Origin of the sequence: Mesorhizobium sp. CAU 1741 (assembly GCF_039839275.1) — a bacterium.
GTDB lineage: Bacteria > Pseudomonadota > Alphaproteobacteria > Rhizobiales > Rhizobiaceae > Aerobium.
Map to the genome: position 1 here is coordinate 213,579 of NZ_JBDOQP010000001.1, position 25,718 is coordinate 239,296.

The 25,718-nt window shown below is 63.7% G+C and carries 24 protein-coding genes; 13 read left to right on the plus strand and 11 right to left on the minus strand.

Annotated elements, in window-relative coordinates; genetic code table 11:
* The first annotated feature begins 137 nt into the window (after nt 1-137).
* Nucleotides 138-1,661 carry a sigma-54 dependent transcriptional regulator gene (locus AAFN84_RS01020; protein WP_347512490.1) on the plus strand — a complete coding sequence of 508 codons (1,524 nt, stop codon included), beginning with the start codon at nt 138-140 and terminating at the stop codon, nt 1,659-1,661.
* A 198-nt stretch (nt 1,662-1,859) separates the two neighbouring features.
* Nucleotides 1,860-3,695 carry a DUF882 domain-containing protein gene (locus AAFN84_RS01025; protein WP_347512492.1) on the plus strand — a complete coding sequence of 612 codons (1,836 nt, stop codon included), beginning with the start codon at nt 1,860-1,862 and terminating at the stop codon, nt 3,693-3,695.
* Nucleotides 3,696-3,700: 5 nt separating this feature from the next.
* Here AAFN84_RS01025 and AAFN84_RS01030 read toward each other — a convergent pair whose 3' ends face one another.
* Together AAFN84_RS01030 and AAFN84_RS01035 are read right to left on the minus strand one after the other, a co-directional pair.
* Nucleotides 3,701-4,354 (minus strand): 2-dehydro-3-deoxy-phosphogluconate aldolase, encoded by a 654-nt coding sequence (locus tag AAFN84_RS01030; RefSeq protein WP_347512493.1) that lies wholly within the window; start codon nt 4,352-4,354, stop codon nt 3,701-3,703.
* 88 nt (nt 4,355-4,442) lie between these two features.
* On the minus strand, nt 4,443-5,306 hold the full coding sequence (locus AAFN84_RS01035) for an N-acetylmuramidase domain-containing protein (RefSeq protein WP_347512495.1): 864 nt from the start codon (nt 5,304-5,306) through the stop codon (nt 4,443-4,445).
* A gap of 99 nt (nt 5,307-5,405) precedes the next feature.
* Here AAFN84_RS01035 and AAFN84_RS01040 point away from each other — a divergent pair, with 99 nt between their 5' ends.
* The gene (locus AAFN84_RS01040) at nt 5,406-6,356 is read left to right on the plus strand and encodes a rhodanese-related sulfurtransferase (RefSeq protein WP_347512497.1); all 951 of its coding nucleotides are present in this window, start codon (nt 5,406-5,408) and stop codon (nt 6,354-6,356) included.
* Nucleotides 6,357-6,431: 75 nt separating this feature from the next.
* The gene (locus AAFN84_RS01045; RefSeq protein WP_347512498.1) at nt 6,432-7,148 is read left to right on the plus strand and encodes a tellurite resistance TerB family protein; all 717 of its coding nucleotides are present in this window, start codon (nt 6,432-6,434) and stop codon (nt 7,146-7,148) included.
* A 3-nt stretch (nt 7,149-7,151) separates the two neighbouring features.
* On the opposite strand, the gene AAFN84_RS01050 is transcribed toward AAFN84_RS01045, so the two are convergent.
* A complete protein-coding gene (locus tag AAFN84_RS01050) occupies nt 7,152-7,754 on the minus strand; it encodes a TetR/AcrR family transcriptional regulator (RefSeq protein WP_347512499.1) in 603 nt (200 codons plus the stop codon).
* 297 nt (nt 7,755-8,051) lie between these two features.
* Between AAFN84_RS01050 and AAFN84_RS01055 the strand changes: the two genes are divergently transcribed.
* The gene (locus AAFN84_RS01055; protein ID WP_347512501.1) at nt 8,052-8,810 is read left to right on the plus strand and encodes an SDR family oxidoreductase; all 759 of its coding nucleotides are present in this window, start codon (nt 8,052-8,054) and stop codon (nt 8,808-8,810) included.
* Between the two features lie 60 nt (nt 8,811-8,870).
* Entirely contained in the window at nt 8,871-10,643 is a 1,773-nt protein-coding gene (locus tag AAFN84_RS01060; protein WP_347512502.1) for an SLC13 family permease, read from the plus strand.
* Here the strand turns inward: AAFN84_RS01060 and AAFN84_RS01065 are convergent, their stop codons facing one another.
* Entirely contained in the window at nt 10,644-11,828 is a 1,185-nt protein-coding gene (locus AAFN84_RS01065) for a pyridoxal phosphate-dependent aminotransferase (RefSeq protein WP_347512504.1), read from the minus strand.
* Between the two features lie 80 nt (nt 11,829-11,908).
* On the opposite strand from AAFN84_RS01065, the gene AAFN84_RS01070 reads away from it, so the two are divergent.
* Together AAFN84_RS01070 and AAFN84_RS01075 are read left to right on the plus strand one after the other, a co-directional pair.
* A complete protein-coding gene (locus AAFN84_RS01070; RefSeq protein WP_347512505.1) occupies nt 11,909-12,595 on the plus strand; it encodes a GNAT family protein in 687 nt (228 codons plus the stop codon).
* Nucleotides 12,596-12,727: 132 nt separating this feature from the next.
* On the plus strand, nt 12,728-12,931 hold the full coding sequence (locus tag AAFN84_RS01075; RefSeq protein ID WP_347512507.1) for a hypothetical protein: 204 nt from the start codon (nt 12,728-12,730) through the stop codon (nt 12,929-12,931).
* Between the two features lie 14 nt (nt 12,932-12,945).
* Here AAFN84_RS01075 and AAFN84_RS01080 read toward each other — a convergent pair whose 3' ends face one another.
* The 4 genes from AAFN84_RS01080 to AAFN84_RS01095 form a co-directional block, all read right to left on the minus strand.
* A complete protein-coding gene (locus AAFN84_RS01080; protein WP_347512508.1) occupies nt 12,946-13,998 on the minus strand; it encodes a nickel/cobalt transporter in 1,053 nt (350 codons plus the stop codon).
* On the minus strand, nt 13,995-14,636 hold the full coding sequence (locus tag AAFN84_RS01085; RefSeq protein ID WP_347513761.1) for a DUF1007 family protein: 642 nt from the start codon (nt 14,634-14,636) through the stop codon (nt 13,995-13,997). Before AAFN84_RS01085 ends, AAFN84_RS01080 begins: the two co-directional genes overlap by 4 nt.
* A 100-nt stretch (nt 14,637-14,736) precedes the next feature.
* The gene (locus AAFN84_RS01090; protein WP_347512509.1) at nt 14,737-15,642 is read right to left on the minus strand and encodes a LysR family transcriptional regulator; all 906 of its coding nucleotides are present in this window, start codon (nt 15,640-15,642) and stop codon (nt 14,737-14,739) included.
* A 4-nt stretch (nt 15,643-15,646) separates the two neighbouring features.
* Entirely contained in the window at nt 15,647-16,837 is a 1,191-nt protein-coding gene (locus AAFN84_RS01095) for an amidase (protein ID WP_347512510.1), read from the minus strand.
* Between the two features lie 528 nt (nt 16,838-17,365).
* Between AAFN84_RS01095 and odc2 the strand changes: the two genes are divergently transcribed.
* Together odc2 and AAFN84_RS01105 are read left to right on the plus strand one after the other, a co-directional pair.
* Nucleotides 17,366-18,499, plus strand: coding sequence for an ornithine/lysine decarboxylase (gene odc2 / locus AAFN84_RS01100; RefSeq protein WP_347512511.1), 1,134 nt, complete (start codon nt 17,366-17,368; stop codon nt 18,497-18,499).
* Between the two features lie 192 nt (nt 18,500-18,691).
* A complete protein-coding gene (locus tag AAFN84_RS01105) occupies nt 18,692-19,189 on the plus strand; it encodes an N-acetyltransferase (RefSeq protein ID WP_347513762.1) in 498 nt (165 codons plus the stop codon).
* 22 nt (nt 19,190-19,211) lie between these two features.
* Here AAFN84_RS01105 and AAFN84_RS01110 read toward each other — a convergent pair whose 3' ends face one another.
* Together AAFN84_RS01110 and AAFN84_RS01115 are read right to left on the minus strand one after the other, a co-directional pair.
* On the minus strand, nt 19,212-19,535 hold the full coding sequence (locus AAFN84_RS01110) for a hypothetical protein (RefSeq protein ID WP_347512512.1): 324 nt from the start codon (nt 19,533-19,535) through the stop codon (nt 19,212-19,214).
* Between the two features lie 151 nt (nt 19,536-19,686).
* The gene (locus tag AAFN84_RS01115; RefSeq protein WP_347512513.1) at nt 19,687-19,968 is read right to left on the minus strand and encodes an SCP2 sterol-binding domain-containing protein; all 282 of its coding nucleotides are present in this window, start codon (nt 19,966-19,968) and stop codon (nt 19,687-19,689) included.
* A 201-nt stretch (nt 19,969-20,169) separates the two neighbouring features.
* Here AAFN84_RS01115 and AAFN84_RS01120 point away from each other — a divergent pair, with 201 nt between their 5' ends.
* The 3 genes from AAFN84_RS01120 to AAFN84_RS01130 all read left to right on the plus strand — a co-directional run bounded on the left by AAFN84_RS01120 (nt 20,170) and on the right by AAFN84_RS01130 (nt 25,074).
* Nucleotides 20,170-21,780, plus strand: coding sequence for a carboxyl transferase domain-containing protein (locus tag AAFN84_RS01120; RefSeq protein ID WP_347512514.1), 1,611 nt, complete (start codon nt 20,170-20,172; stop codon nt 21,778-21,780).
* A 226-nt stretch (nt 21,781-22,006) separates the two neighbouring features.
* Nucleotides 22,007-23,173: an acyl-CoA dehydrogenase family protein gene (locus AAFN84_RS01125; protein WP_347512515.1), complete on the plus strand. Its 1,167-nt coding sequence runs from the start codon at nt 22,007-22,009 to the stop codon at nt 23,171-23,173.
* Nucleotides 23,170-25,074, plus strand: coding sequence for an acetyl-CoA carboxylase biotin carboxylase subunit (locus tag AAFN84_RS01130; protein ID WP_347512517.1), 1,905 nt, complete (start codon nt 23,170-23,172; stop codon nt 25,072-25,074). Before AAFN84_RS01125 ends, AAFN84_RS01130 begins: the two co-directional genes overlap by 4 nt.
* Here the strand turns inward: AAFN84_RS01130 and AAFN84_RS01135 are convergent.
* Entirely contained in the window at nt 25,061-25,561 is a 501-nt protein-coding gene (locus AAFN84_RS01135) for a MarR family winged helix-turn-helix transcriptional regulator (protein ID WP_347512518.1), read from the minus strand. The genes AAFN84_RS01130 and AAFN84_RS01135 overlap by 14 nt on opposite strands.
* Nucleotides 25,562-25,718: the final 157 nt, after the last annotated feature.

A 25,718-nucleotide genomic window follows, 5' to 3' on the forward strand; every position in this document is an offset into this window, starting at 1 on the left:
CGCATCATTCGTTCAAAATTTAGGGAAGGCCGCAACCGCACGTTGACCGGATTTCTTGAGCCCCTGTTTAGGCGGTTGTGCCATGTTGATCCAACTTCCAATTACCCCCAAACCTAGCGATATTCTGCGAAAGTTCCATGGCCCGATCCGTACTCATTGTCGATGACGATCCCGTTCAACGCCGCATTGTCGAGGCCGCGATCTCGAAATTCGGCTACGACGCCGTGCCTGTCGATGGCGGCGAAGCCGCGCTCGAGGCGATGGAGGCGCGGGCCGGGCTGGGCGTGGTGATCCTCGACTTGGTCATGCCGGGTGTGGATGGTCTGGAGGTTCTGCGCCGCATGCGCGAGCGGGAAATCCACGTCCCGGTGATCGTGCAGACGGCAAAGGGAAGCATCGATACGGCGGTCTCGGCAATGCGGGCCGGCGCATTCGACTTCGTGGTCAAGCCGGCCTCGCCGGAGCGGCTCGAAGTGGCGGTGGCCAACGCGATGAAGGTCGAGGCCTTCGAGGACGAGTCTCGGCGCGCCAAGAAGGGAGCGGCGGGAACGCTTACGTTCAAGGACCTCGTCACCGGCAGCGCGGCAATGGAGCGGGTCATCGGCTTGGCCCGTAAGGCGGCGGGCTCCAATATTCCGATCCTGATCGAAGGCGAATCAGGGGTCGGCAAGGAACTCGTGGCGCGGGCGATCCGCTCAGCCAGCGACAGGCGCGGCAAGCCGTTCGTCACGGTCAATTGCGGTGCCATACCGGAAAACCTCGTCGAGAGCATCCTGTTCGGGCACGAGAAAGGCTCGTTCACCGGCGCGACCGAAAAGCATGTCGGCAAATTCGTCGAAGCCAATGGCGGAACGTTGTTCCTTGATGAAATTGGCGATCTGCCGGCTGAAGCCCAGGTCAAGCTCCTGCGGGCAGTCCAGGAGGGGGAGGTCGATCCCGTTGGCGCGCGCTCCACGGTCAAAGTCGACATCAGGCTGATTTCGGCGACCCATCGCGATCTTCTCCAGCACGTCAGCGACGGCCGGTTCCGCGAAGACCTGTTCTACCGGCTCAACGTATTCCCGATCCATGTTCCACCTCTGCGCGACCGGCGCGAGGACATCCCGATGCTGGTGCAGCATTTTCTGTCACGTGTAGGCCCCGCCGAAGCACGTGGGCGGATCAGCGGCATCGCGGCCAGCGCGCTGGCGATGCTCAAGGCCTATGACTGGCCCGGCAACATCCGCCAGCTCGAAAACGCGGTGTTCCGCGCCGTTGTGCTGGCAGAGGGCCCGGTGCTGACGGCGGACGAGTTTCCCCAGATCAAGGCTCAGGTCGAGGGTATCCGCGACGACGAGCCGGCACATATCGTTGTCGAGGCGCGGACCCGGGTCCCGCCGTTGATCGACGCTGATGCCGTCGAACCATTTGCGGAAGCCGATGCGGTCGTGAGCGAAGATGAAGCGCTGCCGGGACGACTCAGCGCGCTCGACGAACGCGGCGAAGTGCGTCCGCTCGCCGACCTCGAGGCAGATATGATCCGCTTCGCGATCGAACACTACAAGGGACAGATGAGCGAGGTCGCGCGCCGCCTTGGAATTGGCAGGTCGACGCTCTACCGGAAACTCAAGGAAATCGGCATCGAGCCAGATGATGGGCGCGCGGAACGGCTTGCATCCTGACGGCAAAAGAGGTTGTTACCTTGCGTTAACCCTGTTTGCGTTCGCGTGGCCGCGTCACGATCTTGCCACGGTCTTAGCGCATTCGTGCTTCAATAAGCGGGGATTAACCATTAGGAATGATAGTCGGGTCTTAACCAAACCCGGGATTTCGTTTCGGGGACCAATCAACAGCCGACAAGGCGACGCGTTTTGAGCAATATGAACCGAACTGAAAAGTTGCGGCGATCCGAGGGGACCTCCGGCCTGAAGTGGCTGGGCGCATTCCTCGTCGCCATCACCGTCTCGTTCTGCTTCTCCGCTCCCGCGAGTGCGCAGACCCGCAGCCTGAAGCTCTACTTCATTCACACGAAGGAGCGGGCCGAGATCACCTACATGCGCAATGGCCGCTTCGACAAGCGCGGCCTTGACGAGATCAATCGCTTCTTGCGCGACTGGCGCCGCAACGAGCCCGCCAAGATGGATCCCAAGGTCGTAGACCTGTTGTGGCAGGTCTATAATTCGGTTGGCGCCCGCGACTACATCCACGTCGTTTCTGCCTATCGCTCGCCGGCGACCAACAAGATGTTGCGCAGTCGCAGCTCGGGCGTGGCGGAAAACAGCCAGCATACGCTCGGCAAGGCGATCGATTTCTACATTCCCGGCGTTCCTCTTTCCAAGTTGCGCGCGGCCGGCTTCAAGGCCGAAGGCGGCGGCGTCGGATATTATCCGAAATCCGGTTCGCCCTTCGTGCATCTGGACGTCGGCAACGTCCGGTCCTGGCCGCGCATGAGCCGTCGTGAACTCAGCTCTCTGTTCCCGGACGGCAAGACGATCCACCTGCCTGCGGACGGCAAGCCACTCCCCGGCTACCAGCAGGCAATGGCAGCCTACAAGTCGCGCCAGCGTTCAGGTGCAGCGTCGATACAGATCGCAAGCGCGTCGTCCGATTCGGGCTCCGGTGGCGGTCTTCTCTCCGCACTCTTCGGCAGCAGGAACAGCAACGACGAACCTGCGCCGCAACCGACACGTGCCGCCGCCGCTCCTGCGGCATCGGCGCCCCAGCCCGTGGCGCCTGTTCGCGAGACACCTGAGACGATTATCGCCGCCTTGCCGGAACGCAGCATACCGCTTCCCGGCGTCGCGCCACGACCCATGGTCCATGTCGGCGCACCGGCGGCCGCGCCATTGATCGCCGGCCTGCCCGAACAAGAGGCACCCGCGCCCGCACCCGAGATGACCCCGGTCGAAATTGCGCTCGAAGTGCCGCTGCCTACCCGTCGCCCCGACTATTCGCCAGAACCCGCCACAGAGCCTGCAGTGGCAGTTGCTTCCGCTACAGCCTCCCCGGCCGTCAACGACATTCCGCTTTCGGCGATTGCCGGCGCGCGGCGTCCCGACAGCGGAAGCGACGCGATTTCCGACATGCTGGCCACAACTGCTGCAGAAGCGCGCGCCGACGTCGTCATCAATCCGCCAGTGCCAAGCCTGCGTCCGAAGCTTGCCGGGGCCGCCGACATGCCGCAACTCGCAGCTCTGAGGAGCGAGGAGAGCAATGCGGGCGAGATTTTCGTACTGGCATCGCTGCCGAAGACGGGAGCGACCCAGAACGACGAGCAGCTTGCCGAAGCGGTGGCACGCCGCGACCTGACCGACAGCGTTGCGGCCAAGCAGCAGACCGTAGCGGCTCTATCTGCCACGCCGAGGACCGCGGTTCTCAAGCGTGCGGCTGGGTCCGATCCGGCATCTGCCTTGGAGTCCGGGGTTCGCACCACCGCAAAATCCTCCAAGCCACAGGCCGGGATGGCGCGTGCCGAACCGAAGCCGGTGGCCATTCCCATCGAGCGCGGCCTTACCCGCTGGGCCTTCGTGCGTGACGTCACCGTTGCCACCGCAGGCGGCAGCAAGGAACGTGAAAAGGCTTACGATACTGTGTGGTCGGCCCCGCAGACCGTCTACACCGAAGGGTTCAAGCAGGGTTCGCAGGCGACCGACGCCCATCGGTTCACCGGCAAGGCCGTGACCTTCATGTCGGTGGCGCGCTTCGGCACCAACTGAGCAGGCTAGCTTCGCCTGCCCAGTCGCGACGCGGCGCGTGCCAGTTCCTCGATCTCGTCCCAACGGCCGTTCGCGACCGCATCATCCGGGGCAACCCATGAGCCGCCAACACAGATGACGTTGGGCAGGCTGAGATAGTCAGCGGCATTCTTGGCGCTGACACCACCCGTCGGGCAGAAGCGGATCTCGGCCAGCGGCGACGACAATGCCTTGAGATAGGCTGCGCCGCCCGCCTGTTCCGCCGGGAAGAATTTCAGAAGCGAATAGCCGAACTCGGCCGCAGCCATGATCTCGCTGGCGGTCACCGCACCGGGCAGCAGTGGAACGTCGCCGGATGCCGCGGCGGCGGCCAGTTGCGCCGTCATGCCGGGGCTGACGATGAACCGGGCGCCCGCAGCCTCAGCCTGCGCGAACTGCGCTGCATTGAGGATCGTGCCCGCGCCGACGATCGCTTCCGGCACCTCGGCGCTGGCGGCGCGAATGGCATCCAGTGCGGCTGGTGTGCGCAAGGTGATCTCGATCGCCGGAAGGCCGCCGCGCGCCAGCGCCCGTGCCAGCGGAACCGCATCTTCGGCACGGTCGATCTTCAGCACGGGAATCACGGGTTGGCCCTGCATCACCTCAAGCAGAGGGCCGGTCTTTTGTCCGCTCGCGGGCATGGCAACGCTCCGTTTCAACATCAGGATTTTCAATCGATTTAGCGTTGACGGCTTTAGCAGACGCCCGAAAACCTGTCCACGGGCTGCCTTACTCTCGACGGTTAGTAAAGAGACGAAGCAGCCATGCGAGCAGGAGCGGCCGAGGCTTGCCGGTTCGCAGCGCGTCCAGTGTTGCGGGACCCGCAATGCCATCGGCAGCCAGGCCTTGCGCCACCTGGAAGTGACGCAAGGCTTGCTGGGTGGCAGGGCCGAATATCCCATCCTCTGCAAGGGCATGACCGTGGCGCGAAAGCGCAGCCTGCAGTTCGAGCACGCGTTCACCTCGATCGCCTGCGCGGAGCGCATAGTGGCCAGCATCATCGTCCATTCTCGCGGCGTAGCGCTGATAGGCCCGCGCGAGCCTTGCGTCATACTTGTTCCGTGCAAATGCAGGACCGTTATATCCTCGCGCAAAGCCCGCCCAATCGCGGGCGTGTAGCGCGCCGACAAGGCCAGCCCTCTCGATATAGCGTGCCATCAGGCGAAGCTGCCCCGATACGCCGTCGCGCGCTTCCGACACCAGCGCATCGACGTCGGCATATCCCAGCCACGCCCAGTGAGCGCCCATGACCTGGCCGATGCCCCACGACACCGACTCGCGCGCCGCCTTGCGATCGATCGCTTCCGCGCGGCGCAGCATTGCCCAGCGCGATGCTTGGGATGCGGGGTTTGCAACGGCTCCGGCATTGGGCCAAGCGAGACCCTGCTGACGGGCGCGTTCCTGGCGCTCGCCGGAAAGGCGGCGGTCGAAATAATGCCCCTCGAACCGGATCAGCGGCTCTCGCCGACCATTGACCACCGCATGGGTGCGAAGTCCGCTCTCGATATGGGCGACGGCGGCCAATGCCGCCGGCTCCACCCGCATTGCTCGTGCCACGACGCTGATTTCCCTCATTACGGTCTTGTCGAACATCGGTCGCCTCCGTTGCAGGACACTGATTGTCGGCCTTGCCGAAGGGGAGGTGGACAAGCGTGCCTTGAATCTGGCGCAAGCTGGCGCTACGAGCCGCTCATGGACAGTCGAGACGACGACATCGGAGCGCATGCATTTCGCGTTGCCGCGCTCTATCGCTTCGCAGCATTGCCCGGCTGGCGCGAGATGCGCGCGCCGCTTGCCGAGTTCTGCGCGTCGCACGGCATCAAGGGAACGCTGCTCCTTGCCCATGAGGGTATCAACGGCACCGTGGCGGGCAGCGCGGACGCGATCACGACGCTGATCGCGCATCTCGAGACGTTCCCCGAATTCAGGGGGTTGGACGTCAAGTACAGCACCGCTGCCGCAATGCCGTTCAACCGCATGAAGGTCCGGCTGAAGCGCGAGATCGTCACCATGGGCGTCGAAGACCTCGATCCGCTGCGCGATGCCGGGACTTATGTCGAACCCGTGCAGTGGAATGCGCTGATCGCGGACCCAGAAACGGTGATAATCGACACCCGCAACGACTACGAGGTCGCGCTTGGCACGTTCCAACGCGCGGTGGATCCGAAGACGGAGAGCTTTCGCGAGTTTCCGCAATGGGCCACCGCCCGTCGCGACGAATTGCAGGGGCGCAAGGTGGCGATGTTCTGCACCGGCGGGATTCGCTGCGAAAAGGCCACGGCCTACATGCGTTCGCTTGGCGTGGCGGACGTGTTCCACCTCAAGGGCGGCATTCTGAAATATCTCGAACAGGTGCCGGAGGCCGAGAGCCTCTGGGAAGGCGAATGCTTCGTGTTCGACGAGCGTGTCTCCGTGGTCCATGGGCTCCGCGAAGGCGAGGCCGAGTTATGCCGGGCCTGCCGCAATCCGCTGTCGCTGGAGGACAGGCAGTCTCCACACTATGTCCCGGGCATTTCGTGTCATCATTGCCATGACAGCCGGACCGAGGAGGATCGCGCACGCTATGCCGAGCGGCAGAGGCAGGTAGAGCTGGCGGCCCGCAGGGGCAGAGGCCAGCATATCGGCAATCCCAGCGACGATTGATCGCCGTGTCATTGTAATGCCGCCGTCGGCTGCCTAAGTCTGCCCCAGACCTCAATGGACAGGAGTAATGGCCCGATGTTCGATCCCAAGAAGTTGCTGGACGATCTGCTTGGCTCGAAAGTGCCAGGAAGCGGATCCACCGTACGCGACAAGGCTGGACAGGCCGCGCAGCTTGCGCGCGACAATCCGCTCGCGACGGGCGCGCTTGCCGCGGTGCTTCTGGGGACAGGGACAGGCCGAAACATTGCAGGCTCTGCACTGAAGGTCGGCGGTATGGCTGCCGTGGCCGGGCTCGCCTACAAAGCCTACCAGAGCTATTCGTCCGGCAAGCAGCCCGACACCGCTCAAAAGGCGGAACCGGAGCTCCTGCCGCCGCCAACCGACACGCCGTTCCACCCGACCCAGGCGCCTCAGGGAGAGGCTGAATTCGCAACGGTCATCGCCCGCGCGATGATCGCGGCCGCGCGTGCCGACGGACATATCGACGAGGCCGAGCGCGCGCGCATTGCCGACAAGCTGCGGCTGTCGGGCCTGGACAAGGACGCCGAGGCGTTCCTTATGGGCGAACTCGAAAAGCCCGTCGATCTGGACGCCATCCTCGGTGCTGCCCAGACCGATGCGCAGAAGGTCGAGCTTTACACCGCCTCGCGTCTGGCCATCGAGCCGCAGACGCGTGCGGAACGCGGCTACCTCGACATGCTGGCCGGCAGGCTCAAGCTGCCTGACGCGCTGGTCGACCACATCGAGGCGACCGTCGCGCAGGCAAAGGCAGAGGACGCCTCACCGGCCTGACCATCAGCGAACCAGCGCGACGGCGGAGATGATGGCTGCGATATCGGCCTGCAGTTCCGTTTCGTCGCGTTCGTTCAGAAAGCGCATCCGGCGCGCCAGGATCAGGTGCGACAGGCCGTGAACCATCGACCACATCGTCGCCACGCGCAACTGGCCGTCGTGGGAGGCAAGCGGATCGGTGCCGGTCGCGTCGCCCACGGCCGCGGCCAGTTGACTGAACGATGCTTCGGCAGCGCTCCTGAGCTCCTTGTCATCGAAGTCCGGTATGTCGGATGCAAACATCAACTTGAAGAGGGCCGGGTTGGCCCGCGCGAAGTCGACGTAACCGACCCCCAAGACGTTGAGACGCTTTGGCGGGGAGGCGTCGGCGCACGCCTGCAGCCGCTCGGAGGCCATCTCGGCGAACCGCCGGAAGCCGTCCGCCGCCAGCGCCGAAAGCAATCCCTCGACATCGCCGAAATGATGGGCCGGGGCGGCATGCGACACGCCGGCGCGCTTGGCGCAGGCGCGCAGCGTGAAGCGCTCCGTTCCCTTTTCCGCAAGTTCCGCCTCGGCGGCGACCAGAAGGGCGCGGCGCAGGTCGCCGTGATGGTAGGTATTTGACATCCAAACAGCTCCTGCCCACGAATTGCACGAGCACAGCGCAGAGCGCAATCTTTCCAGTGTAAAAATCAGATCCTGACGTACTGTCCAGTCCGCACGCGGGCGAAGAACTGAGTTAACCATCCATTAACGAATCAGGTTCATTCTGAAACAAGTCGGATCGGCTTTTCCTCCTCCCAAGCCTGATTCAGATTAAGGGCGGTCGCCAAGACCGCCCTTTCTTTCGGCGGACACCCCGCTATCGCTTGCCATTCCCGTCTCCATTTGCAAAGCCTTCCATCGAAATCGTGGAGGGTCGAAATGGCTGATGCAGGATTTGCGCTGGTAACCGGCGCGGGAAGTGGAATCGGAAAAAGCGTCGCCACCGCCCTGGTGCGGGCCGGTTGGACCACCGTGTTCACGGGCCGCACGATCGGACGGCTGGAGGAAGCCGCGCATGCCGCGCAGTCGACCGGAAGCGGCCGCGCGCTTGCCATCGCCTGCGACGTTTCGCGCGCCGAGCAGGTGGAGAAGCTGTTCGACACGATACGGGCGGAATATGGCCGGCTCGACCTGCTCTTCAACAATGCCGGGATGGGCTACAAGTCGACGCTGATCGACGAGATTCCACTCGAAGTCTGGCACGACGTGGTGGACGTCAACCTGACGGGCTCGTTTCTGTGCGCCCGCGCGGCTTTCGGGCAGATGCGCCGGCAACAGCCGATGGGCGGCCGGATCATCAACAATGGATCGATCTCGGCGCACGCGCCCCGTCCGGGCTCGGTTCCCTATACGACGACCAAGCATGCGATCACCGGCCTCACCAAGACGCTTGCCCTCGACGGCCGGCCCTTCGACATTGCCTGCGGGCAGATCGACATCGGCAATGCGATGACCGACATGGCGACGCCGATGATGAAGGGGGTGCCGCAGGCTGATGGCACCATCAAGCCGGAAGCGGTGATGGATGTGGAGAGGGTGGCCGACGCCGTGCTGCACATGGCCAGCCTTCCGCTTGACACCAACGTGCTGTTCATGACCGTGATGGCGACCAAGATGCCGTTCGTGGGTCGCGGGTAACGAGCCTCAAGCCCGCCAAGTACGCAGACAGGTTTCGTCAGAGTTTCGTGGGCACCCGAGATGCATAGCCTGATCGCCGGTTACGAGCCCTACATCGCCTTGGCGATCGTGCTGGCCACGTTCGCCGCCTTCCTCACCGAAAAGTATCCTCCGGACGTCACGGCCGCTGGCGGCGCTGCGCTCTTTGTCCTTTCTGGACTTCTGGAACCGGCCGATGCGATGGCGGTCTTCGCGAATTCCGCGCCGCTGACGATCGCGGCGATGTTCGTGCTCACCGGAGCCCTGGTTCGAACGGGCGTCCTGGAACGCTTCTCGGGAACCATTCTCGCCTGGTCCTCCGACCGCCCGGCTTTCGCCATCGCGATGATATTGTGCGCGGCGGTCGTATTTTCCGCCTTTGTCAACAACACGCCCGTGGTGCTGATCCTCATTCCCGTGGTCATCAAGCTTGCCCACAGGCTGAACATCGCGCCGACGCGCCTGCTCATCCCGATCTCCTACGCCGCGATCCTCGGCGGGACCTGCACGCTTATCGGCACTTCGACGAACCTGCTGGTGGATGGTGTGGCGCGCAGCGCGGGCCTCGAGCCGTTCTCCATTTTCGAGATCACGCCGGTGGGCCTTGCAGCGGCGGCGACCGGCATCGTGCTCATGGTGTTCTTCGGCCGCTGGTTGCTCCCGGACCGCGAGGAAACGTCCACCGGGGCGGCGGACACCGAATTCCTCACCGAGATCGCGGTGCTAGAGGAGGGCGACTTTACCGCTGGGCCGGTCGGCGACATTGCTGCGTTAAAACTTCCCGGGCTTCGCATCCTCGGTCTGAAGCGCGGCAGCGAGGTGCTGCGTGACGACATCAAGGCGCAGGTCCTCAAGAAGGGCGAGAGGCTCATCGTTGCCGCTACATCCTCGGAAATCCTGACGCTCAACGAGAACAAGTCGGTGCGGGTGGGCCGCGCGCGGTTCGGCGGCAGACCGTCCGAAACGGCGATCGTCGAGGCGATCGTGGCACCCAATCGTGCCGCCATGGGTCAGAGAATCATCGACCTGGGCCTGGGCAGCCGCTTTGCCGTGCGCGTCCTGGGCGCCCATCGCCATCAGCACGTGCCCGGCAAAGACCTCGACAGCGTGCTGCTGCGTCCGGCGGACAAGCTCCTGCTCGAGGGGCCCCCAGAGGGCATCGATCGGATGACACAGCAAGGCTTCATCGTGTCGGTCACCCAGACAAGCGGTCGTGCCTTCCGCCGCGCCAAGGCGCCGATCGCGCTGATCGCAATGATGGCCGTCGTGCTGCTCGCGGCGCTCAATGTCGCCAGCATCGACATCCTTTCGATGATTGCGGTCGCCGGCATCCTTATCCTTCGCTGCATCGATAGCGACGAGGCATGGGGCTCCATCGACGGGGCGATCCTCGTGCTTATCTTCTCGATGCTGATCATCGGCGCGGGGATGCAGCAGGCAGGCGCGATCGATCTGGTGGTCATGGCCGTCGCGCCGTACCTTGCGACGCTGTCGCCGTTCATGGCGCTCGTCATTGTCTATGCGCTAACGTCCTTGCTTACCGAGATGATCACCAACAATGCCGTCGCGGTGGTGATGACGCCAGTCGTCATCGGCCTCGCGGCCCAGCTCGGCATCGATCCGCGTCCGATGGTCGTCGCGGTCATGTTCGCCGCGAGCGCGAGCTTCGCGACGCCGATCGGATACCAGACGAACACGCTCGTCTATGGTGCCGGCAACTACCAGTTCAACGATTTCATGAAGATCGGTATCCCGATGAACCTTGTCGTCGGGATCGCGTCGTGCGTTGCGATCTACTTTTATTACGGCATGTAGTCAGCGCGAGAGGAAGCTGGAAATCCGTTCGAGCGCGCGCAGGATGTTCTCCTCCGAATTGGCATAGGAAAGGCGGAGATAGCCCTCGCCGAGGATGCCGAAATCGGGCCCTGCGATCAGCGCGACGCCGGCTTGTTCCAGTAGCGTCGATGCAAGCTTCTTCGCCGGCCAGCCGGTCGCGGATATGTTGGGGAAGGCATAGAACGCGCCCTTCGGCGTGACGCAGGAGAAGCCCTCGATGCCGTTGAGCCCTTCGACGACGATCTTTCGACGGCGGTCGAAGGCGCGCATCATCCGGTCGACTTCGTCCTGCGGGCCGTCTATCGCGGCGATGCCGGCGAACTGGCTTGGTGCGTTGACGCACGACCAGCAGTTGACAGCCAACTTCCTCACCTTGTCGTAGAGATGTCCGCTCTCTGGCGCGTTTGGCCAGATCGACCAACCCATGCGCCAGCCGGTCATCGCCCACGTCTTTGACCAGCCATTGAGCACGATCAGCCGTTCGCGGATTTCCGGAAACTGCAGAAGCGACGTGTGTGCCTCGCCGTCGTAGGTCATGACGTCGTAAATCTCGTCGGAAAGGATCGCGACGTGGGGGTGGGCCTCAAGGCCGCGTACCAGCGTTTCGATCTCGGTCCGGGGCGTCACCCCGCCGGTCGGGTTGGCGGGCGAATTGAGGATCAGCAGACGTGTATTCGGTGTGATCAGCCCAAGGGTCTCCTCGGCCGAGAATGCGAAGCCGTTCTCCTCGCGCATGGGAACCGGCACGGGCGTTGCGCCGGTGAACTCGATCATCGACCGGTAGATCGGAAAGCCCGGATCGGGATAGAGTATCTCGACGCCACGCGCGCCAAACATTAGGATCGCCGCGAACAGCGTGGGCTTGCCGCCGGGCATGATCATCACGTTCTCGGGCGACACTTCTACGCCGGTGGTCGTCATCGTCCGACGCACGACAGCCTCACGCGCGGCGAGAAGGCCGTTTGCCGGCGTGTAGCCATGGTGGCCATCGCGAAGCGCCTTGATTGCCGCCTCGACGATGTGCTCGGGCGTCTGGAAGTCGGGCTGGCCGATGCCGAGGTTGATGATGTCCTTGCCGCCCTGCGCCAAGGCAGTCGCGCGGGCGAGCACGGCGAATGCGTTTTCCTCGCCGATCCGGTCGAAAGCGTCGATCGTTTGGAGCATGCGGGCTGTCCTCCCTGGTTCTAGTGCCGGTGCTTCGTTCTTGAGAGCTTCTGTCCGAATTTGTCAATTGCAGGTACCCCATGGACGATCTTAGCAACTGGATCCCGCGTGAGCGGCCCTCAAAGAGCACGATGGAAGGTCGCTATGTCCGGCTGGAGCCGCTCGACACCGCCCGTCATGGTGACGGGCTGTTCGCGGCGTCAGCCAGCCAGGATCGGGAGGATCGGTTCCGTTGGCTCTACGATCCGGTTCCCAGCAGCCGGGAAGCGTTCCAGCCCTGGCTCGAGAAGTCGGCGGCCAGCGAAGATCCGCTGTTTTTCACCGTCATCGACCAGGAAAGCGGCAAGATCGCCGGTCGCCAGACGTTCATGCGCATCGACCAGGCCAACGGGGTGGTGGAAATCGGAAACATCCTCTGGAACGATCCCGTTGCCCGCAAACCGGCGGCCACCGAGGCCCTGTTCCTGTTTGCGCGCCACGCATTCGATGATCTCGGCTACCGTCGGTTCGAGTGGAAATGCAACGCCGAAAACATGCCGTCGCGCCAGGCCGCGCTCCGTTTCGGCTTCGAATTCGAGGGCATTTTCCGCCAGCACCTGATCGTCAAGGGGCTCAATCGCGACACGGCCTGGTTCTCGATGATCGACAAGGAGTGGCCGCCGATCCGCGCCGCCTTCGAGGCGTGGCTCGATCCCCGGAATTTCGACAGCCAGGGCGTCCAGAAGCGGCGTCTGGTGGAACTCAGGAACGAATTCCAGTCCGCATGATCCGCCGCGCAGGCTGAGGTGGGACGATCTGCTGCACCCTGACGGCGTGGCGCCGCTTGCGAATTGACGCTTGATCGCGCAAGGCTCCCACGGCCAGCTCCGGGATCGTCCGGGACACTGAAAGCGAGACTGATGGATAAAAGCACCCGCAGCGCCGCGATCGCGGCAGCCGTGATCCTCGTGGGCTTCGGCCTGTTCGCCTTCTATCTGCCGACGATGATGCTGGCGGTGGGATCGATGTCACCCTTCGCGGGCGGCCTTCTTGCGATCGTCTTCGTGCTGGCATTCTTCGGTATTTTCTGGCTGCGCGGGCGCAGCCAGGCGAAGAAGGACTGATCTTCTGCAGATCGTCAGGCCGACAGGCTGGCGATCAACAGCGTGAGGCCAAGCAGGAAGACGAAAGCGGCGCCGCCGATCTCAATCGTGTTGTGAACGACGTTGCCGGTGCGGCCGTCGCTGGAAATTGCAACGGCCCAGTTCTTTGCGGTGACCGCGATGACGGCGAGCGCCGATACCGTGATCGCGGTACCCAGCGCCATCGCGAACACGGAGACGACGCCGACGAACCACAAGCCGTTGAGGAAGGCGAAGGAAAGCACGATCAGCGCGCCCGTGCATGGGCGCAGCCCGACGGCGACGATCGCCGCCCATGCCGTACGCCAGTCGAAGCGCTCGCCCGATATCAGCGCCGGATCGGGCGCATGGGAATGGCCGCAGGTCGAGCAAACCTCGCCGGGAGCGTGGTGATGATCGTGATCGTGATCATGCGCGTGATGGTGATGACCATGGTCGTGATGGGCATGGGCAGCCGAAAGACTGTGCGCCGGCGCATCTCCCGCCAGACGACGGATCATCGGCCCGGCCTTGCGCCAGAGAAGCAACGCGCCGAAACCGGTCACCAGCGCATAGCTGGCGATTTCAAGGAACCGTGTGGCGTCGGTCATCGACACGGATGTGCCGCGAAGCAACAGGAAGACGACCGTCATGATCGCGATCGCCGTCAGGGCCTGCAGCATCGAGGAGACGAAGGAAAGCATCACGCCGCGACGCAGCGCCACCTCGTTCGCCAGCATGTAGGACGAGATGACCGCCTTGCCGTGACCTGGACCGGCTGCGTGGAAAACGCCATAGGCAAAGGAAATGCCGATCATCACCCACATGCCGTCGCCACCGTCGCGAATGCTGCGCAATGCGCCGGTGAGTGCCCGGTAGAATGACTGCTGCTGGGCGTTGACCCAGTTCATCAAGAACCCAAGCATGCCGGAGGAGGGCAGGGCCGTCTCGGCGGCGCCGATCCCAAGGGAGCTCTGCGCATGGACGGCCGGAATGAAATGCGTCAGCAGAAAGACGAGCGCGAACAGCGCGAAGACGAAGCGGACCAAGGTCTTCTTCACGGGGATCATCCTCTGGCGGTGCAGTCGATTTCGAGTCGGGTGGCGAACAGCTTCGATACGTCGTTGCCGGTGGGGTCGTTGAAGAAGTCGTCGGTGAGCGACTGCTGGTTCATCGCCAGCGCTTCGTCGGGATCGGGCCGCACGACCGCGCGGTTGCATCCGTCCGGCAGGTTCGTCACCGTTACGCTGTCGTCGTTGTAGAAGTCGATGGCTGTGTAGAAGGTCGGGTCATAGACGCCGAAATCGACCGTACCATCCAGCTCCAACGGTTCTGCCGGTTTCGATTCGAACAGGATGACCAACTGGCTGTCCTGGTACATGGCAACGATCTTGTCCGGCGCGGTCATGGAAACGTCCTTTCCCTGCGCCGTCACGAACTGGAAATAGCCGAACTCGGCGAGCGATTCGTGGATCACCCCGCCGACGGTTTCCAGTTCGGCATGGTCCAGTTCGAGATCGGCGTTCTTGTCGAATTCGAGAAGCACCGTACTGGAAAAGAGATCGTCGAAGCGCCAGACGTGGCGCAGCGCATCGACCGCACCTTCGGCGGTGACCACGACTTCGAGGCTGGCTTCCGCGAAGATATGCGGATGCGAGGCGGCGGGTACGGCACCTGCGAACATTGCCGCACCACCGGCAAAGGCCATCACACACGCGCTTCTCGCGAATCGCTTCACGTCCATCATCCCCCGGATATCGAGATTGCAGAGCATTGCCAGAAAGCCGGCGAAAATGGGACCGCCCCTGTTATCTGGCGGCTTCCTCGCGTTGCTTGAACCACTGCGCAAGGAAATCGACGAAGACCCTGATCTTGGCGGGAAGATAGCGCCGGTGGGGATAAACGGCAAATATGCCGCCGCCACGGGGCACCCATTCCTGCAACACCGCGACGAGTTCGCCGCTTTCAAGCGCCGGCTGGGCGATGAAGTCGGGTAGTGGGGCAAAGCCGAGCCCCGCTACTGCCGCAGCCCGTGCGGTCAACGGACTGTTGGCCTCCAGCGGCCCGGTGACCGCCACGGAAAACATTTCGCCGTTCTCGCGCATGAATGGCCAGTTGGAGAGCCATCGACCATTGGTGTCGATGATGCACGGCAATTTTGCCAGATCCTGCGGCTTCTTGGGCGTGCCCAGTCTTGCAAGCGTATCTGGCGAGGCGCAGATGTTGAGCGCGAACGGCGCCAGCCGGCGGGCGATCATCGACGAATCCTCCAGCCGCGTGATGCGGATCGCGAGGTCGAAACCTTCTTCGACGAGGTCGACGAAGCGATCGTCGAGATGAACGTCGAGCACAATGTCCGGGTGCGACTTGACGAAATCGATAAGTGAATGACCGATCGGCGCATCGGAAAATGTGCGCGGCGCGCTGAGTTTGATGCGGCCGCGTACGTCTCCGGCCGAATCACGAACCGCATCCGACAGACTGTCGATCTCGCGGACGATCTCCGAGGCGCGCTTGAAATAGGTGTGCCCCGCTTCCGTCAGCGAGAACTGCCGCGTGGTGCGGTTGAGCAGCAGCGCGCCAAGCTCGTCTTCGAGCTCGCGCACATATTTCGACAGCAGCGCCTTCGAGCGGCCGATCTTGCGCGCAGCGGCCGAAAATCCTTCGGCTTCGACCACGTCGATGAAGGCGCGCATGCGGGTCAGGGTGTCCATGTGGTTAGTGGCCTTCGTTGGTCTCGATGATCATGCGGGCGAGGCTGATCAATGCCATGTCCGACCCTGCCGGGCCCATCAGCGAAATGCCGAACGGCGCGCCGTCGACGGTGCCGATGGGTATGGTGATCTGCGGAAGTCCCGCCAGCCCCGCGATGCAGAGCAGGCGAAGGGCGCGTTCGCGATAGGCCTGCAGATCATCGAAGCCGGCATCGCGCATCGGTGCCGCGCCGGGAACCGTCGGCAGGACGACGAAACCATCCTCTGCGAGCAGTTCAGCCAGTTCCGCCCTGAAGGCGTCGCGGCGGGCAGAAGCCTTTGCAAGATCGTCCTTCGTCACGCTTGCGCCGAAGTCGAAACGCTCGCGGACGCCGGGCCCGAGCCCGCGATCGGCCGCTGACAGCCATTTGCCGTGGCTTCCCCAGGCCTCATGAGCCTGGATGATGCGGAACGACCAGTAGAGGTCGTCGATGGCGTGCGAGAATGCAGGCGCGGCGCCGAGGTCGCCGAGACAGCCGGCCACTCGCATCGCCATGCGGCTGTATTCCTCGGCTTCCCTTGGGCCGAGGAGCAGCGTTTCGAGAACCTCGATGCGCATCGGACGTGCGAGTGTCGGCGTGGCGGTCCCCAACAGCACCGTCGCGACCTTCTCATACAGGTCAATGTCGCGGGCAAACCAGCCGAACGTGTCGAGGGAGGGTGCGAGCGGCATGGCGCCTTCGAGCGATATGCGCCCATGGGTGGGACGAAGCCCTATCAGCCCGCAGAAACTTGCCGGCGCGCGGATCGAGCCTCCCGTATCCGAGCCGATGGCGATGTCGGCAAGGCCGCCGGCGACGGCGGCTGCGGAGCCGGATGACGAACCGCCCGTGACGCGGTCGGGTGCGGCCGGGTTCACCGGCTGCGGATAGTGCGCGTTGTGACCGGTGAGCGAGAATGCCAGCTCTTCCGTCTGGGTCCGGCCGGTGATCTGCGCCCCTTCGTCCATCAGGGCCTGAATCGCCAGGGAGGTGACGGATGCCGGAGCGGCTTCGGCAAGGCGCTGCGGATTTCCCCAGCCGGATCGGTGGCCGGCGACGTCGAAGATGTCCTTGACCGCCAGTTTCTTGCCGGACAGCGTGCCGGTCCCGGCGGATTTTACCGGGGCATCGGAATGGTCGAGGAAGGCATTGAGAGGATCGCTGGTGCGCAACATTGTTCAAGCTCATTAAACGATGGCGGCAGCTTCGTTCAGCGCACGCGATTTTTCAACCCGACACGAAATTTTCGTTGATTGTGACAGAGCTTATCCTTATATCCGCGCTTGCCCAAAGTCGCACGTGCCTGTGGGTGTCCGCCGGTCCCTCGTTTGGTGAGGGACACGGTAAGGTACCTGGAACTAACCCCTCCAGTCGGTCAGACGGCCAACCGCCTGAACCGAGGACATCTTGAAGCAACGACGGTGCGGGCCTTTCTGGTGTTCTGCCGGTCGTCCATAGACCGGGGTTACTGAAGAGGCACACCTTCATTGCCGACAGTGCGGTTGGTTCTCCCCATCCAAAGCTGAGGCAGACAAAGCGAACTTCCGCCGCAAGGCGAGAGTTCACCGCCGCGTGATGCGCGTTCATGGTTTCGGTATCTCCACCGCCCGAACCTTGCACCGTCGACTCATGCCCTTTGTCCACCACGAGAGTTTGTGCCGGCGTGCCGGCTCTCGCAACCTTCAGACATGCGGAGATTACCGATGGCCACCCAGCGTATCCTCGACTTCCTCGCCACCCGACGTCCCAGCGGCCCGTGCCTCGTGCTCGACCTTGATGTGGTCCGCGACAATTTCAAGGCTTTCGAACGCGCACTGCCCGAATCGAAGATCTATTACGCGGTGAAGGCCAATCCCGCGCCGGAAATCCTGCGCCTGCTGGCGTCGCTCGGGTCGTCCTTCGACACCGCGTCGGTCGCAGAGATCGAAATGGCGCTGGATGCCGGCGCATCCGCCGACCGCATCTCGTTCGGCAACACCATCAAGAAGGAGCGTGACATCGCGCGTGCCTTCGAGCTCGGCATCAATCTCTACGCGGTGGATTGCGTCGAGGAAGTGGAGAAGGTCGCGCGTGCCGCTCCCGGCGCCCGCGTGTTCTGCCGCGTGCTGACCGATGGCGAAGGCGCCGAGTGGCCGCTGTCGCGCAAGTTCGGCTGCGTGCCGGCCATGGCCGTCGACGTGCTGCGCCGTGCGCATGAGCTTGGCCTCGAAGCCCACGGCGTGTCGTTCCACGTCGGCTCGCAGCAGACCGACCTTGCCGCCTGGGACAAGGCGCTCGGCGATGCCAAGGCGGTGTTTTCGGCGCTTGCCGCGGAAGGCATCGTGCTGAAGCTCGTCAACATGGGCGGCGGCTTCCCGACCCGCTACCTCAAGGACGTGCCGACCGCACAGGCCTATGGCGAGGCGATCTTCGCGGCACTCTCGCGCCATTTCGGCAACCGCCTGCCCGAGACGATCATCGAGCCGGGCCGCGGCATGGTGGGCAATGCCGGCGTCATCAAGTCGGAAGTCGTGCTCATCTCGAAGAAGGCCGACAACGACAACGTCCGCTGGGTGTTCCTCGACATCGGCAAGTTCGGCGGCCTCGCCGAGACGATGGACGAAGCTATACGCTACCCGATCTCGACGCCGCATGATGGCGACGTGACGGCACCTTGCGTGCTTGCTGGTCCGACCTGCGATTCGGCCGACGTGATGTATGAGAAGAACCCCTATCCGCTGCCGCTGTCGCTGACCATCGGCGACGAGGTGCTGATCGAGGGCACCGGGGCCTACACCACCACCTATTCGGCGGTGGCGTTCAACGGCTTCGAACCGCTTCGCGCCTACGTCATCTGACGAGCCCCGCCGCTCGTCCGACATTCCGCCGCCGGGACATTGGCCCGGCGCCGGGCTCGCTCGTGGACAATGCTCTGCCTGTGAAGGTCTGCACCGATGAACGCACTCGCTTCCTTTTCCGACGTCTTCTCCTCCTCCGGCCAGCCCGCCAGGGAGACCACACTCGCTATCACGGCCGAGCAGCCCGCCGACATGGCGGCGCGCGAGGCGCTGCTTGACCGCGCCATGGGCCCGGGCCGAAAGCGCAAGTCGTCGGAGAAGCTGCGGCGCGGCCGCCGGCCTTCCGAGGGCCTGGCCTTCGTAGCGAAAGACGCCAACGGAACGCTGGTCGGGACGGTGCGCCTGTGGGACGTGCGGCTCGGGACCGGCGGCACGGCGCTTCTGCTTGGCCCCCTCGCGGTCGATCCGGCCGTCAAATGCGCTGGCATCGGCTCGAAGCTGATGCGGCTGGCAATCGAGGAAGCGCGACGCCTCGGCCACGCCGCGATCCTGCTGGTGGGCGATGCCCCCTACTACGCACGCTTCGGCTTCACGGCGGCGCGGACCGCAAAGCTCGCAATGCCCGGGCCCTACGAGCGCGAGCGCTTCCTGGCGCTGGAACTGGTGGAGGGTGCCCTCGATGGCGCGGCTGGAACGCTGAAGCCCTCCGGCAGAAAGACGAAGCCCGCGCGGGTGGCGCGGGCTGCATAGTCGGGTTTGACGCTTTCGCCGTTCAGTCGTGAACGGTGTAACTGTCGGTGTCGCAGAGATCGGTGGTGTCCTCTATGACGTCACCATCCTCGAAAACGATCCGCAGGTCGTATTCGCAGGCGCGGCGGCCATCGGCGATCGTCACGCGACCCATGTCCCCGGAAGCGAGAATGTCGAGGCCGAGAATGTCTTCTTCCCAGTTGTCGACGTCGCTCGGCGAGGCATAGAGCTCGACCACATTATAGCTGCTGTCGTTGTGAAACTCGAAAACGAGGTCGTCCGCAGCCGCGGCGGAAGACACGAAAGATACCGCTATCGCAAGCGATAGGCGTTTGAAGGAACGCATTGCAGGAAGCTCCAAGGGGTTGCGCCGGCGATTTATGCTCGCCTTGCACATGCCTGCAATAGGGCATGAAAGTTACGCTGCGGAATATTTGATCGAAACAAAAAAAAGGCGGCTCGAAAGCCGCCTTTTTCACCGCGCCCGGTCGCGCCGATCAGAGGATCTGGCTCAACTGCATCGCGACCGACATGTCACCGTCGACCTTGAGCTTGCCGGACATGAACGCCATGGTCGGGTTCAACTCGCCGGCTGCGAGCGACTCGAAGTCGTCCTTCGACATCGTGATGGTGCAGTCCGTACCTGCATCCTGTGTCGTCACCGTCTGGCCGTCGACGACGATGATGCCATCTGAGCCCAGGTCGAACTTGACCGACTTGTCGAAGCCGCTACCGGCGACACGTTCGCGAATCTTGTCTGCAATATCGTCGATGGTCATGGCTGCTCTCCTCATCGCGCCAGGGTGTGGCGGCAGTTGCATTCTGGTCGTGGAAATAGCAGGCAATTGACGTTTACGTCAACGTGATTTAGCGTCGCTTCCATGGCAAGGGAGGAGTGCCAAGGTGAATTTAGGGACCATTCTGCGCGACAATTGCGTTGCGGACCATAGGCATTTTGCCACTGGCGGGGCGGCTTGCTGATGCCGGTGCTCGCAAGTGCAATCAATACGCATTCCGATGCGTTTCGTGCCAACGCGGATGCCATGGTCCAGAAGCTTGCGAAAGTGCGCCAACTCGAGCAGGCAGTGCGCGACAATTCCGCGTCCAGAAAAGCGCGGTTCGACGAGCGTGGGCAGTTGCTGCCGCGAGATCGGGTCGAACGCCTTCTCGACCGGGGCCAGCCCTTCCTCGAATTGTCGACGCTCGCCGGCTATAAAATGCACGATGACGATGGCGGCAAGAACATCATGGGCGGCGGCACGATCGCAGGCATAGGCGTCGTTGCCGGCCGCCGGGTGATAGTCTCGGCGTCCGACAGCGGCATCAAGGGTGGCACAATCCCGCCGATCGGACTGAAAAAGTCGCTGCGTCTGCACGAAATCGCGTTCGAGAACCGGCTTCCCTTGGTCTATCTTGTCGAGAGCGGTGGGGCCAACCTGCTCTACCAGGCGGAGATGTTCGTCGAGGGCGGGCGATCCTTCGCCAATCAGGCTCGACTGTCGGCGGCCGGCATCCCCCAGATAGCCATCGTCCATGGTTCCTCGACGGCTGGGGGCGCCTACCTGCCCGGGCTCTCGGATTATGTCGTACTCGTCAGGGAGCGTTCGAAGATCTTTCTCGCCGGGCCGCCACTGGTGAAGGCGGCGATCGGCGAGGATGCCGACGACGAGGCACTCGGCGGCGCCGACATGCACGCCCGCGTCACCGGGCTGGGAGAGTACATCGCGGAAGACGATGAGCAGGCGATCGCCTATGGCCGTGCGATCATGGAGAACATCGCCTGGGATGCTGTGCCGGAAATCCATCCCGCCGAGCCGCCACTGTTCGACCCCGATGACGTGATGGGTATCGTGCCCGCGGACGAGAAGACACCCTTCGACATGAAGGAGATCGTGGCACGCTTGGTCGACGGCTCGCGCTTCCTCGAATTCAAGGCGGACTATTCGCCGGACACGATGTGCGGTCACGCGATGATTGAGGGGCACCGGGTCGGCATTCTCGCCAATAACGGGCCGATCATGCCGAGTGGCTCGTTGAAGGCGGCGCAATTCATCCAGCTCTGCGACCAGGCCGGTACGCCGCTCCTGTTCCTGCAGAACACCACCGGCTACATGGTCGGCACCGCCGCCGAGCGCGACGGTGCGATCAAGCATGGGTCGAAGATGATCCAGGCGGTCGCCAACGCTCGTGTACCGAAATTCACGATCCTCATCGGAGGCTCTTACGGCGCCGGCAATTACGGCATGTGCGGGCGCGGGTTCTCGCCGCGCTTCATTTTCGCGTGGCCATCGGCGAGGACGGCGGTCATGGGCGGCGAGCAGGCAGCCAAGGTGATGGAGATCGTCGCACGCGGCAAGGCAACGCGGGAGGGCAGCTCCGTCGACGAAGAGGCGCTGGCCAAACAGGGCGCGATGATCCGCGCCGGCGTCGAGGCGCAATCGTCGGCGCTTTTTTCCACTGCGCGCCTTTGGGATGACGGCATCATCGATCCACGGGACACCCGCCGCGTCCTCGGCCTGTGCCTGTCAATCGCGGCGGAGGGAGACAGGCGGGACTTGCGGCCAAATGCATACGGGGTGGCGCGTGGGTAGTCTTGCTGTGGTGCTGGCGCTCTACGTTGCCCCCGCTCTGGCCTGCCGGCCATCTCCCCCACGAGGGGGGAGATCAAACTTGGGAAAAGCATTCGCCAATCTTGAACGTTGCAGGACATGCGGCGCGGTGGAACTGCCAATCTCCCCCCTCGTGGGGGAGATGGCCGGCAAGACAGGGGGGCGCGAAGGAACGCAGCTTCCTCCGATCGTCGAGGGAGGGACGTAGATGCACTTCACGCCTGAACATGAATCCCTGCGCCGCACGGTGGCGAAGTTTGTCGATGTGGAGATCAATCCCCACGTCGATGCATGGGAGGCGGCTGAGGAATTTCCATCGCACGAGTTGTTCAAGAAGATGGGTGATCTCGGGCTTCTCGGGATCAAGTACGACCCGGCCTATGGTGGGCTCGGGCTCGACTTCTCCTATTCGATGGTGATGGCGGAGGAACTGGGGCTTATCCACTGCGGTGGCGTGCCGATGGCGATCGGTGTCCAGACCGACATGTGCACGCCGGCGCTCAACCGCTTCGGCTCCGAGCATGTGAAGCGCAATTTCCTCGCGCCTGCGGTTGCAGGCGACGTCGTCGGCTGTATCGGCGTCTCGGAACCCGGCGGCGGTTCTGACGTCGCCGCGGTCATGACCAGCGCGCGCGTCGACGGTGGCGACTATGTCATCTCCGGCACCAAGATGTGGATCACCAACGGCATGAAGGCGGATTGGTGCTGCCTGCTGGCCAATACCTCGGACGCAGCGCCCCACAAGAACAAGTCGCTGATTTGCGTGCCGCTGGACGCCCCAGGGATCACGCGGCAGAAGATCCACAAGATCGGCATGAATTCCTCCGACACCGCGCAGCTCTTCTTCGACGAGGTGCGCGTGCCCCGCGTCAATCTCATCGGCCAGGAAGGCGCGGGCTTCATGATGCAGATGCTGCAGTTCCAGGAAGAGCGGCTTTATGCGTCTGCCAGTTCGCTCAAGAGCTTCGATCGGCTGATCGACCTGACCATCGACTATGCGCGCGAGCGCCAGACGTTCGGGCGGCCCGTGCTCGACAATCAGGTGGTGCATTTCCGGCTGGCGGAGTTGCGCACCGAGGTCGAGGCGTTGCGTGCGCTGACCTGGAGCGCCATCGAGCAATATGTCGGCGGCGCCGACGTGACGAAGCTCGCCTCAATGGCAAAGCTCAAGGCTGGCCGCCTGGCGCGTGAGCTGACAGATGCGTGCCTGCAATATTGGGGCGGCATGGGCTATACCGCCGACAATCCGGTGAGCCGCGCCTATCGCGACACGCGGCTGATTTCGATCGGCGCCGGCGCGGACGAGATCATGCTCGGCATCATCGCAAAGCTGGAGGGGACGCTGCCCGGGACCAGCAACAGGGAACGAAGATGATCCGCAAGCTCCTCATCGCCAATCGCGGCGAGATCGCCTGCCGGATCATCCGCACCGCCCGTCGCATGGGGATTGCGACGGTGGCGGTCTACAGCGACGCGGACGCCCAGGCGCTGCATGTACGCATGGCCGACGAGACGGTGCGGCTCGGGCCGCCGCCCGCCGTCGAGTCCTATCTGAATGTCGACGCGATCATCGAGGCGGCGCTCGCCGCGAAGGCCGATGCGATTCACCCCGGCTACGGGTTCCTTTCGGAGAACGCCGGCTTCGTAGAAGCGTGTGGCGCAGCGGGGCTGATCTTCGTCGGGCCGCCCGCCGATGCCATCCGGGCGATGGGTGACAAGGCAAACGCCAAGGCGTTGATGCGCGCGGCAGGCGTCGCGGTCGTTCCTGGCTATGATGGCGGCGACCAGTCGCCTGAACGCCTGGCGCAGGAGGCGGAACGGATAGGCTTCCCCCTGCTGGTCAAGGCGGCAGCCGGTGGCGGCGGGCGAGGCATGCGGCGGGTCGACGCTGTCGACGACCTCCTGGCCGCGCTCGAGAGTGCTCGCCGCGAAGCCGAGAATGCCTTTGGCGACGGCAAGCTGCTGCTCGAAAAGCTCGTGGAGGATGCACGTCACATCGAAATCCAGGTGTTTGGCGATCGCCACGGCACGATAATCCACCTCGGCGAGCGAGACTGTTCCACCCAGCGCCGGCATCAGAAGATCATTGAGGAGGCGCCGTCGCCCTTCGTCGACGAGAGCCTGCGGACGGCGATGGGCGAAGCCGCCGTCGCGGCCGCGCGCGCGGTCGGGTATGTCGGCGCAGGTACCGTCGAATTCATCGTCGGTCAGGATCGCCGCTTCTTCTTCCTCGAGATGAACACGCGGTTGCAGGTGGAGCATCCTGTGACGGAGATGATCTCCGGCCTCGACCTGGTCGAATGGCAGTTGCGGGTCGCCCGCGGTGAGGCACTGCCGTATTCGCAAGAAGAGGTGCGGCTGAGCGGCCATGCGATCGAGGCGAGGCTGTGCGCGGAAGATCCGGCCAACGGCTTCATGCCGCAGACCGGGAAGGTGCTGCACTGGCGGCCAGACACCAAAGGCGGCAACGGCATCCGCGTCGACCACGGCCTTGCCGAAGGCGACGAGGTGACGCCGTATTACGACCCGATGATCGCGAAGGTCATTGTCCATGGCGAAACGCGCGCGGATGCAGTGGCCAAACTGGAACGCGCGCTGGTTTCTGCCCCGTTGCTCGGTGTGGTCACCAATCGTGCCTTTCTGCTCGATCTTCTGCGCGGAGAAACATTTCGTTCAGGCGGAATGACCACCGGACTGGTCGACCAATGCGGGTACCAGGCCGACGAGCCGGACGGAACGAACGTTGCGATCGCCGCGGCATCAATGGTGGGTGCGGCGAAAGGCGACTGGTTCTCTTCCGCCGGTCTAAGGCGATGTCCGTTGACGTTGCTCGACAAAGGCACGTCGGTGCGATGCGCCGTATTGTTCGAGCGCAATGCACTGGTGGGTGTGGATGTCGAAGGCGTATTCCATCCGCTGGGTCCCAACGACCTGGGCAACGCTGTGATCGCCCGCGACGGCGACGCTCTCTGGATTGACAGGGATGGCCGCGTCTTCCGATTTGGCGAACCGGACCCGCTGGCACGCGGCATCGGCAAAGGTGACGATCGCGTTGTGCGTACACCCGTATCCGGCCTGCTCCGAAATCTGTCCGTCACGGTGGGACAACAGGTAAAGCAAGGCCAGGTCGTCGCCGTAATCGAGGCGATGAAGATGGAAACCCAGCTCAGCGCGGGCAGGGACGGCAGGATCGCCGAAGCCGGTGTGCGGGCAGGCGATCAGGTCAGGGCAGGTGACATCGTGCTGCGGATCGAGGACGAGGTCACGTCTCCTTGAGATCGAGGATCCTGTCGAGCAACGCCAACAATGTGTCCCGCGCCTCCGGTCCGCCGAGGCGATCGACCAGCCGCTGCTCGTGCGCGGCCCATACGGCCGACATCTTCTGGGCGAAGCGGACGCCTTCGGGCGTCAGGTGCAGCGAGTGAGAGCGCTTGTCACCGACCGCCTTGCGACGCTCCGCAAGACCGCGCCGCTCGAGCCCGTCCATGAGCGCGACAAAGTTCGCGCGCTTGATGCCGAGCTGGCCGGCGATTTCCGTCTGCTTCTGACCGGGCGTTCGGGCAATCAGCGCCAGAACCGAGAACTCGGCCGGCCGAAGCTTCATCTTGCTGAAAGACTCAATGAAGTCCTGGAAGACGAAGAGTTGAGCGCGGCGCAGCTTGTAGCCGATGATCTCGTTCATCGTCGGTATGCCCTGGGCGACGACGCTGACGGCGTCCTGTCCGGGTCTTGCCACCCCGGTCTCTGCGATATTCTTGGTCATGCGCCCTCGGCGTCCTGTTCCTCCCGACGGCGGCGCGATCCTCGAATCGCAGCCACCTTGCGGCCATTCTAGTGCGTGATCCCGGCCATTTCACCTTCTCAGGCGCAATGAAACCGTTGTCGCTTGTCGGCTGCTTGATTGTTATGTTACAGAACAA

What these genes read in the sequence shown, in the direction of transcription:
- AAFN84_RS01020 (WP_347512490.1), top strand. Translation starts at nt 138, where the DNA reads ATGGCCCGATCCGTACTCATTGTCGATGACGATCCCGTTCAACGCCGC.
- AAFN84_RS01025 (WP_347512492.1), top strand. Translation starts at nt 1,860, where the DNA reads ATGAACCGAACTGAAAAGTTGCGGCGATCCGAGGGGACCTCCGGCCTG.
- AAFN84_RS01030 (WP_347512493.1), bottom strand. Translation starts at nt 4,354, where the DNA reads ATGCCCGCGAGCGGACAAAAGACCGGCCCTCTGCTTGAGGTGATGCAG.
- AAFN84_RS01035 (WP_347512495.1), bottom strand. Translation starts at nt 5,306, where the DNA reads ATGTTCGACAAGACCGTAATGAGGGAAATCAGCGTCGTGGCACGAGCA.
- AAFN84_RS01040 (WP_347512497.1), top strand. Translation starts at nt 5,406, where the DNA reads ATGGACAGTCGAGACGACGACATCGGAGCGCATGCATTTCGCGTTGCC.
- AAFN84_RS01045 (WP_347512498.1), top strand. Translation starts at nt 6,432, where the DNA reads ATGTTCGATCCCAAGAAGTTGCTGGACGATCTGCTTGGCTCGAAAGTG.
- AAFN84_RS01050 (WP_347512499.1), bottom strand. Translation starts at nt 7,754, where the DNA reads ATGTCAAATACCTACCATCACGGCGACCTGCGCCGCGCCCTTCTGGTC.
- AAFN84_RS01055 (WP_347512501.1), top strand. Translation starts at nt 8,052, where the DNA reads ATGGCTGATGCAGGATTTGCGCTGGTAACCGGCGCGGGAAGTGGAATC.
- AAFN84_RS01060 (WP_347512502.1), top strand. Translation starts at nt 8,871, where the DNA reads ATGCATAGCCTGATCGCCGGTTACGAGCCCTACATCGCCTTGGCGATC.
- AAFN84_RS01065 (WP_347512504.1), bottom strand. Translation starts at nt 11,828, where the DNA reads ATGCTCCAAACGATCGACGCTTTCGACCGGATCGGCGAGGAAAACGCA.
- AAFN84_RS01070 (WP_347512505.1), top strand. Translation starts at nt 11,909, where the DNA reads ATGGACGATCTTAGCAACTGGATCCCGCGTGAGCGGCCCTCAAAGAGC.
- AAFN84_RS01075 (WP_347512507.1), top strand. Translation starts at nt 12,728, where the DNA reads ATGGATAAAAGCACCCGCAGCGCCGCGATCGCGGCAGCCGTGATCCTC.
- AAFN84_RS01080 (WP_347512508.1), bottom strand. Translation starts at nt 13,998, where the DNA reads ATGATCCCCGTGAAGAAGACCTTGGTCCGCTTCGTCTTCGCGCTGTTC.
- AAFN84_RS01085 (WP_347513761.1), bottom strand. Translation starts at nt 14,636, where the DNA reads ATGGCCTTTGCCGGTGGTGCGGCAATGTTCGCAGGTGCCGTACCCGCC.
- AAFN84_RS01090 (WP_347512509.1), bottom strand. Translation starts at nt 15,642, where the DNA reads ATGGACACCCTGACCCGCATGCGCGCCTTCATCGACGTGGTCGAAGCC.
- AAFN84_RS01095 (WP_347512510.1), bottom strand. Translation starts at nt 16,837, where the DNA reads ATGTTGCGCACCAGCGATCCTCTCAATGCCTTCCTCGACCATTCCGAT.
- odc2 (WP_347512511.1), top strand. Translation starts at nt 17,366, where the DNA reads ATGGCCACCCAGCGTATCCTCGACTTCCTCGCCACCCGACGTCCCAGC.
- AAFN84_RS01105 (WP_347513762.1), top strand. Translation starts at nt 18,692, where the DNA reads ATGGCGGCGCGCGAGGCGCTGCTTGACCGCGCCATGGGCCCGGGCCGA.
- AAFN84_RS01110 (WP_347512512.1), bottom strand. Translation starts at nt 19,535, where the DNA reads ATGCGTTCCTTCAAACGCCTATCGCTTGCGATAGCGGTATCTTTCGTG.
- AAFN84_RS01115 (WP_347512513.1), bottom strand. Translation starts at nt 19,968, where the DNA reads ATGACCATCGACGATATTGCAGACAAGATTCGCGAACGTGTCGCCGGT.
- AAFN84_RS01120 (WP_347512514.1), top strand. Translation starts at nt 20,170, where the DNA reads ATGCCGGTGCTCGCAAGTGCAATCAATACGCATTCCGATGCGTTTCGT.
- AAFN84_RS01125 (WP_347512515.1), top strand. Translation starts at nt 22,007, where the DNA reads ATGCACTTCACGCCTGAACATGAATCCCTGCGCCGCACGGTGGCGAAG.
- AAFN84_RS01130 (WP_347512517.1), top strand. Translation starts at nt 23,170, where the DNA reads ATGATCCGCAAGCTCCTCATCGCCAATCGCGGCGAGATCGCCTGCCGG.
- AAFN84_RS01135 (WP_347512518.1), bottom strand. Translation starts at nt 25,561, where the DNA reads ATGACCAAGAATATCGCAGAGACCGGGGTGGCAAGACCCGGACAGGAC.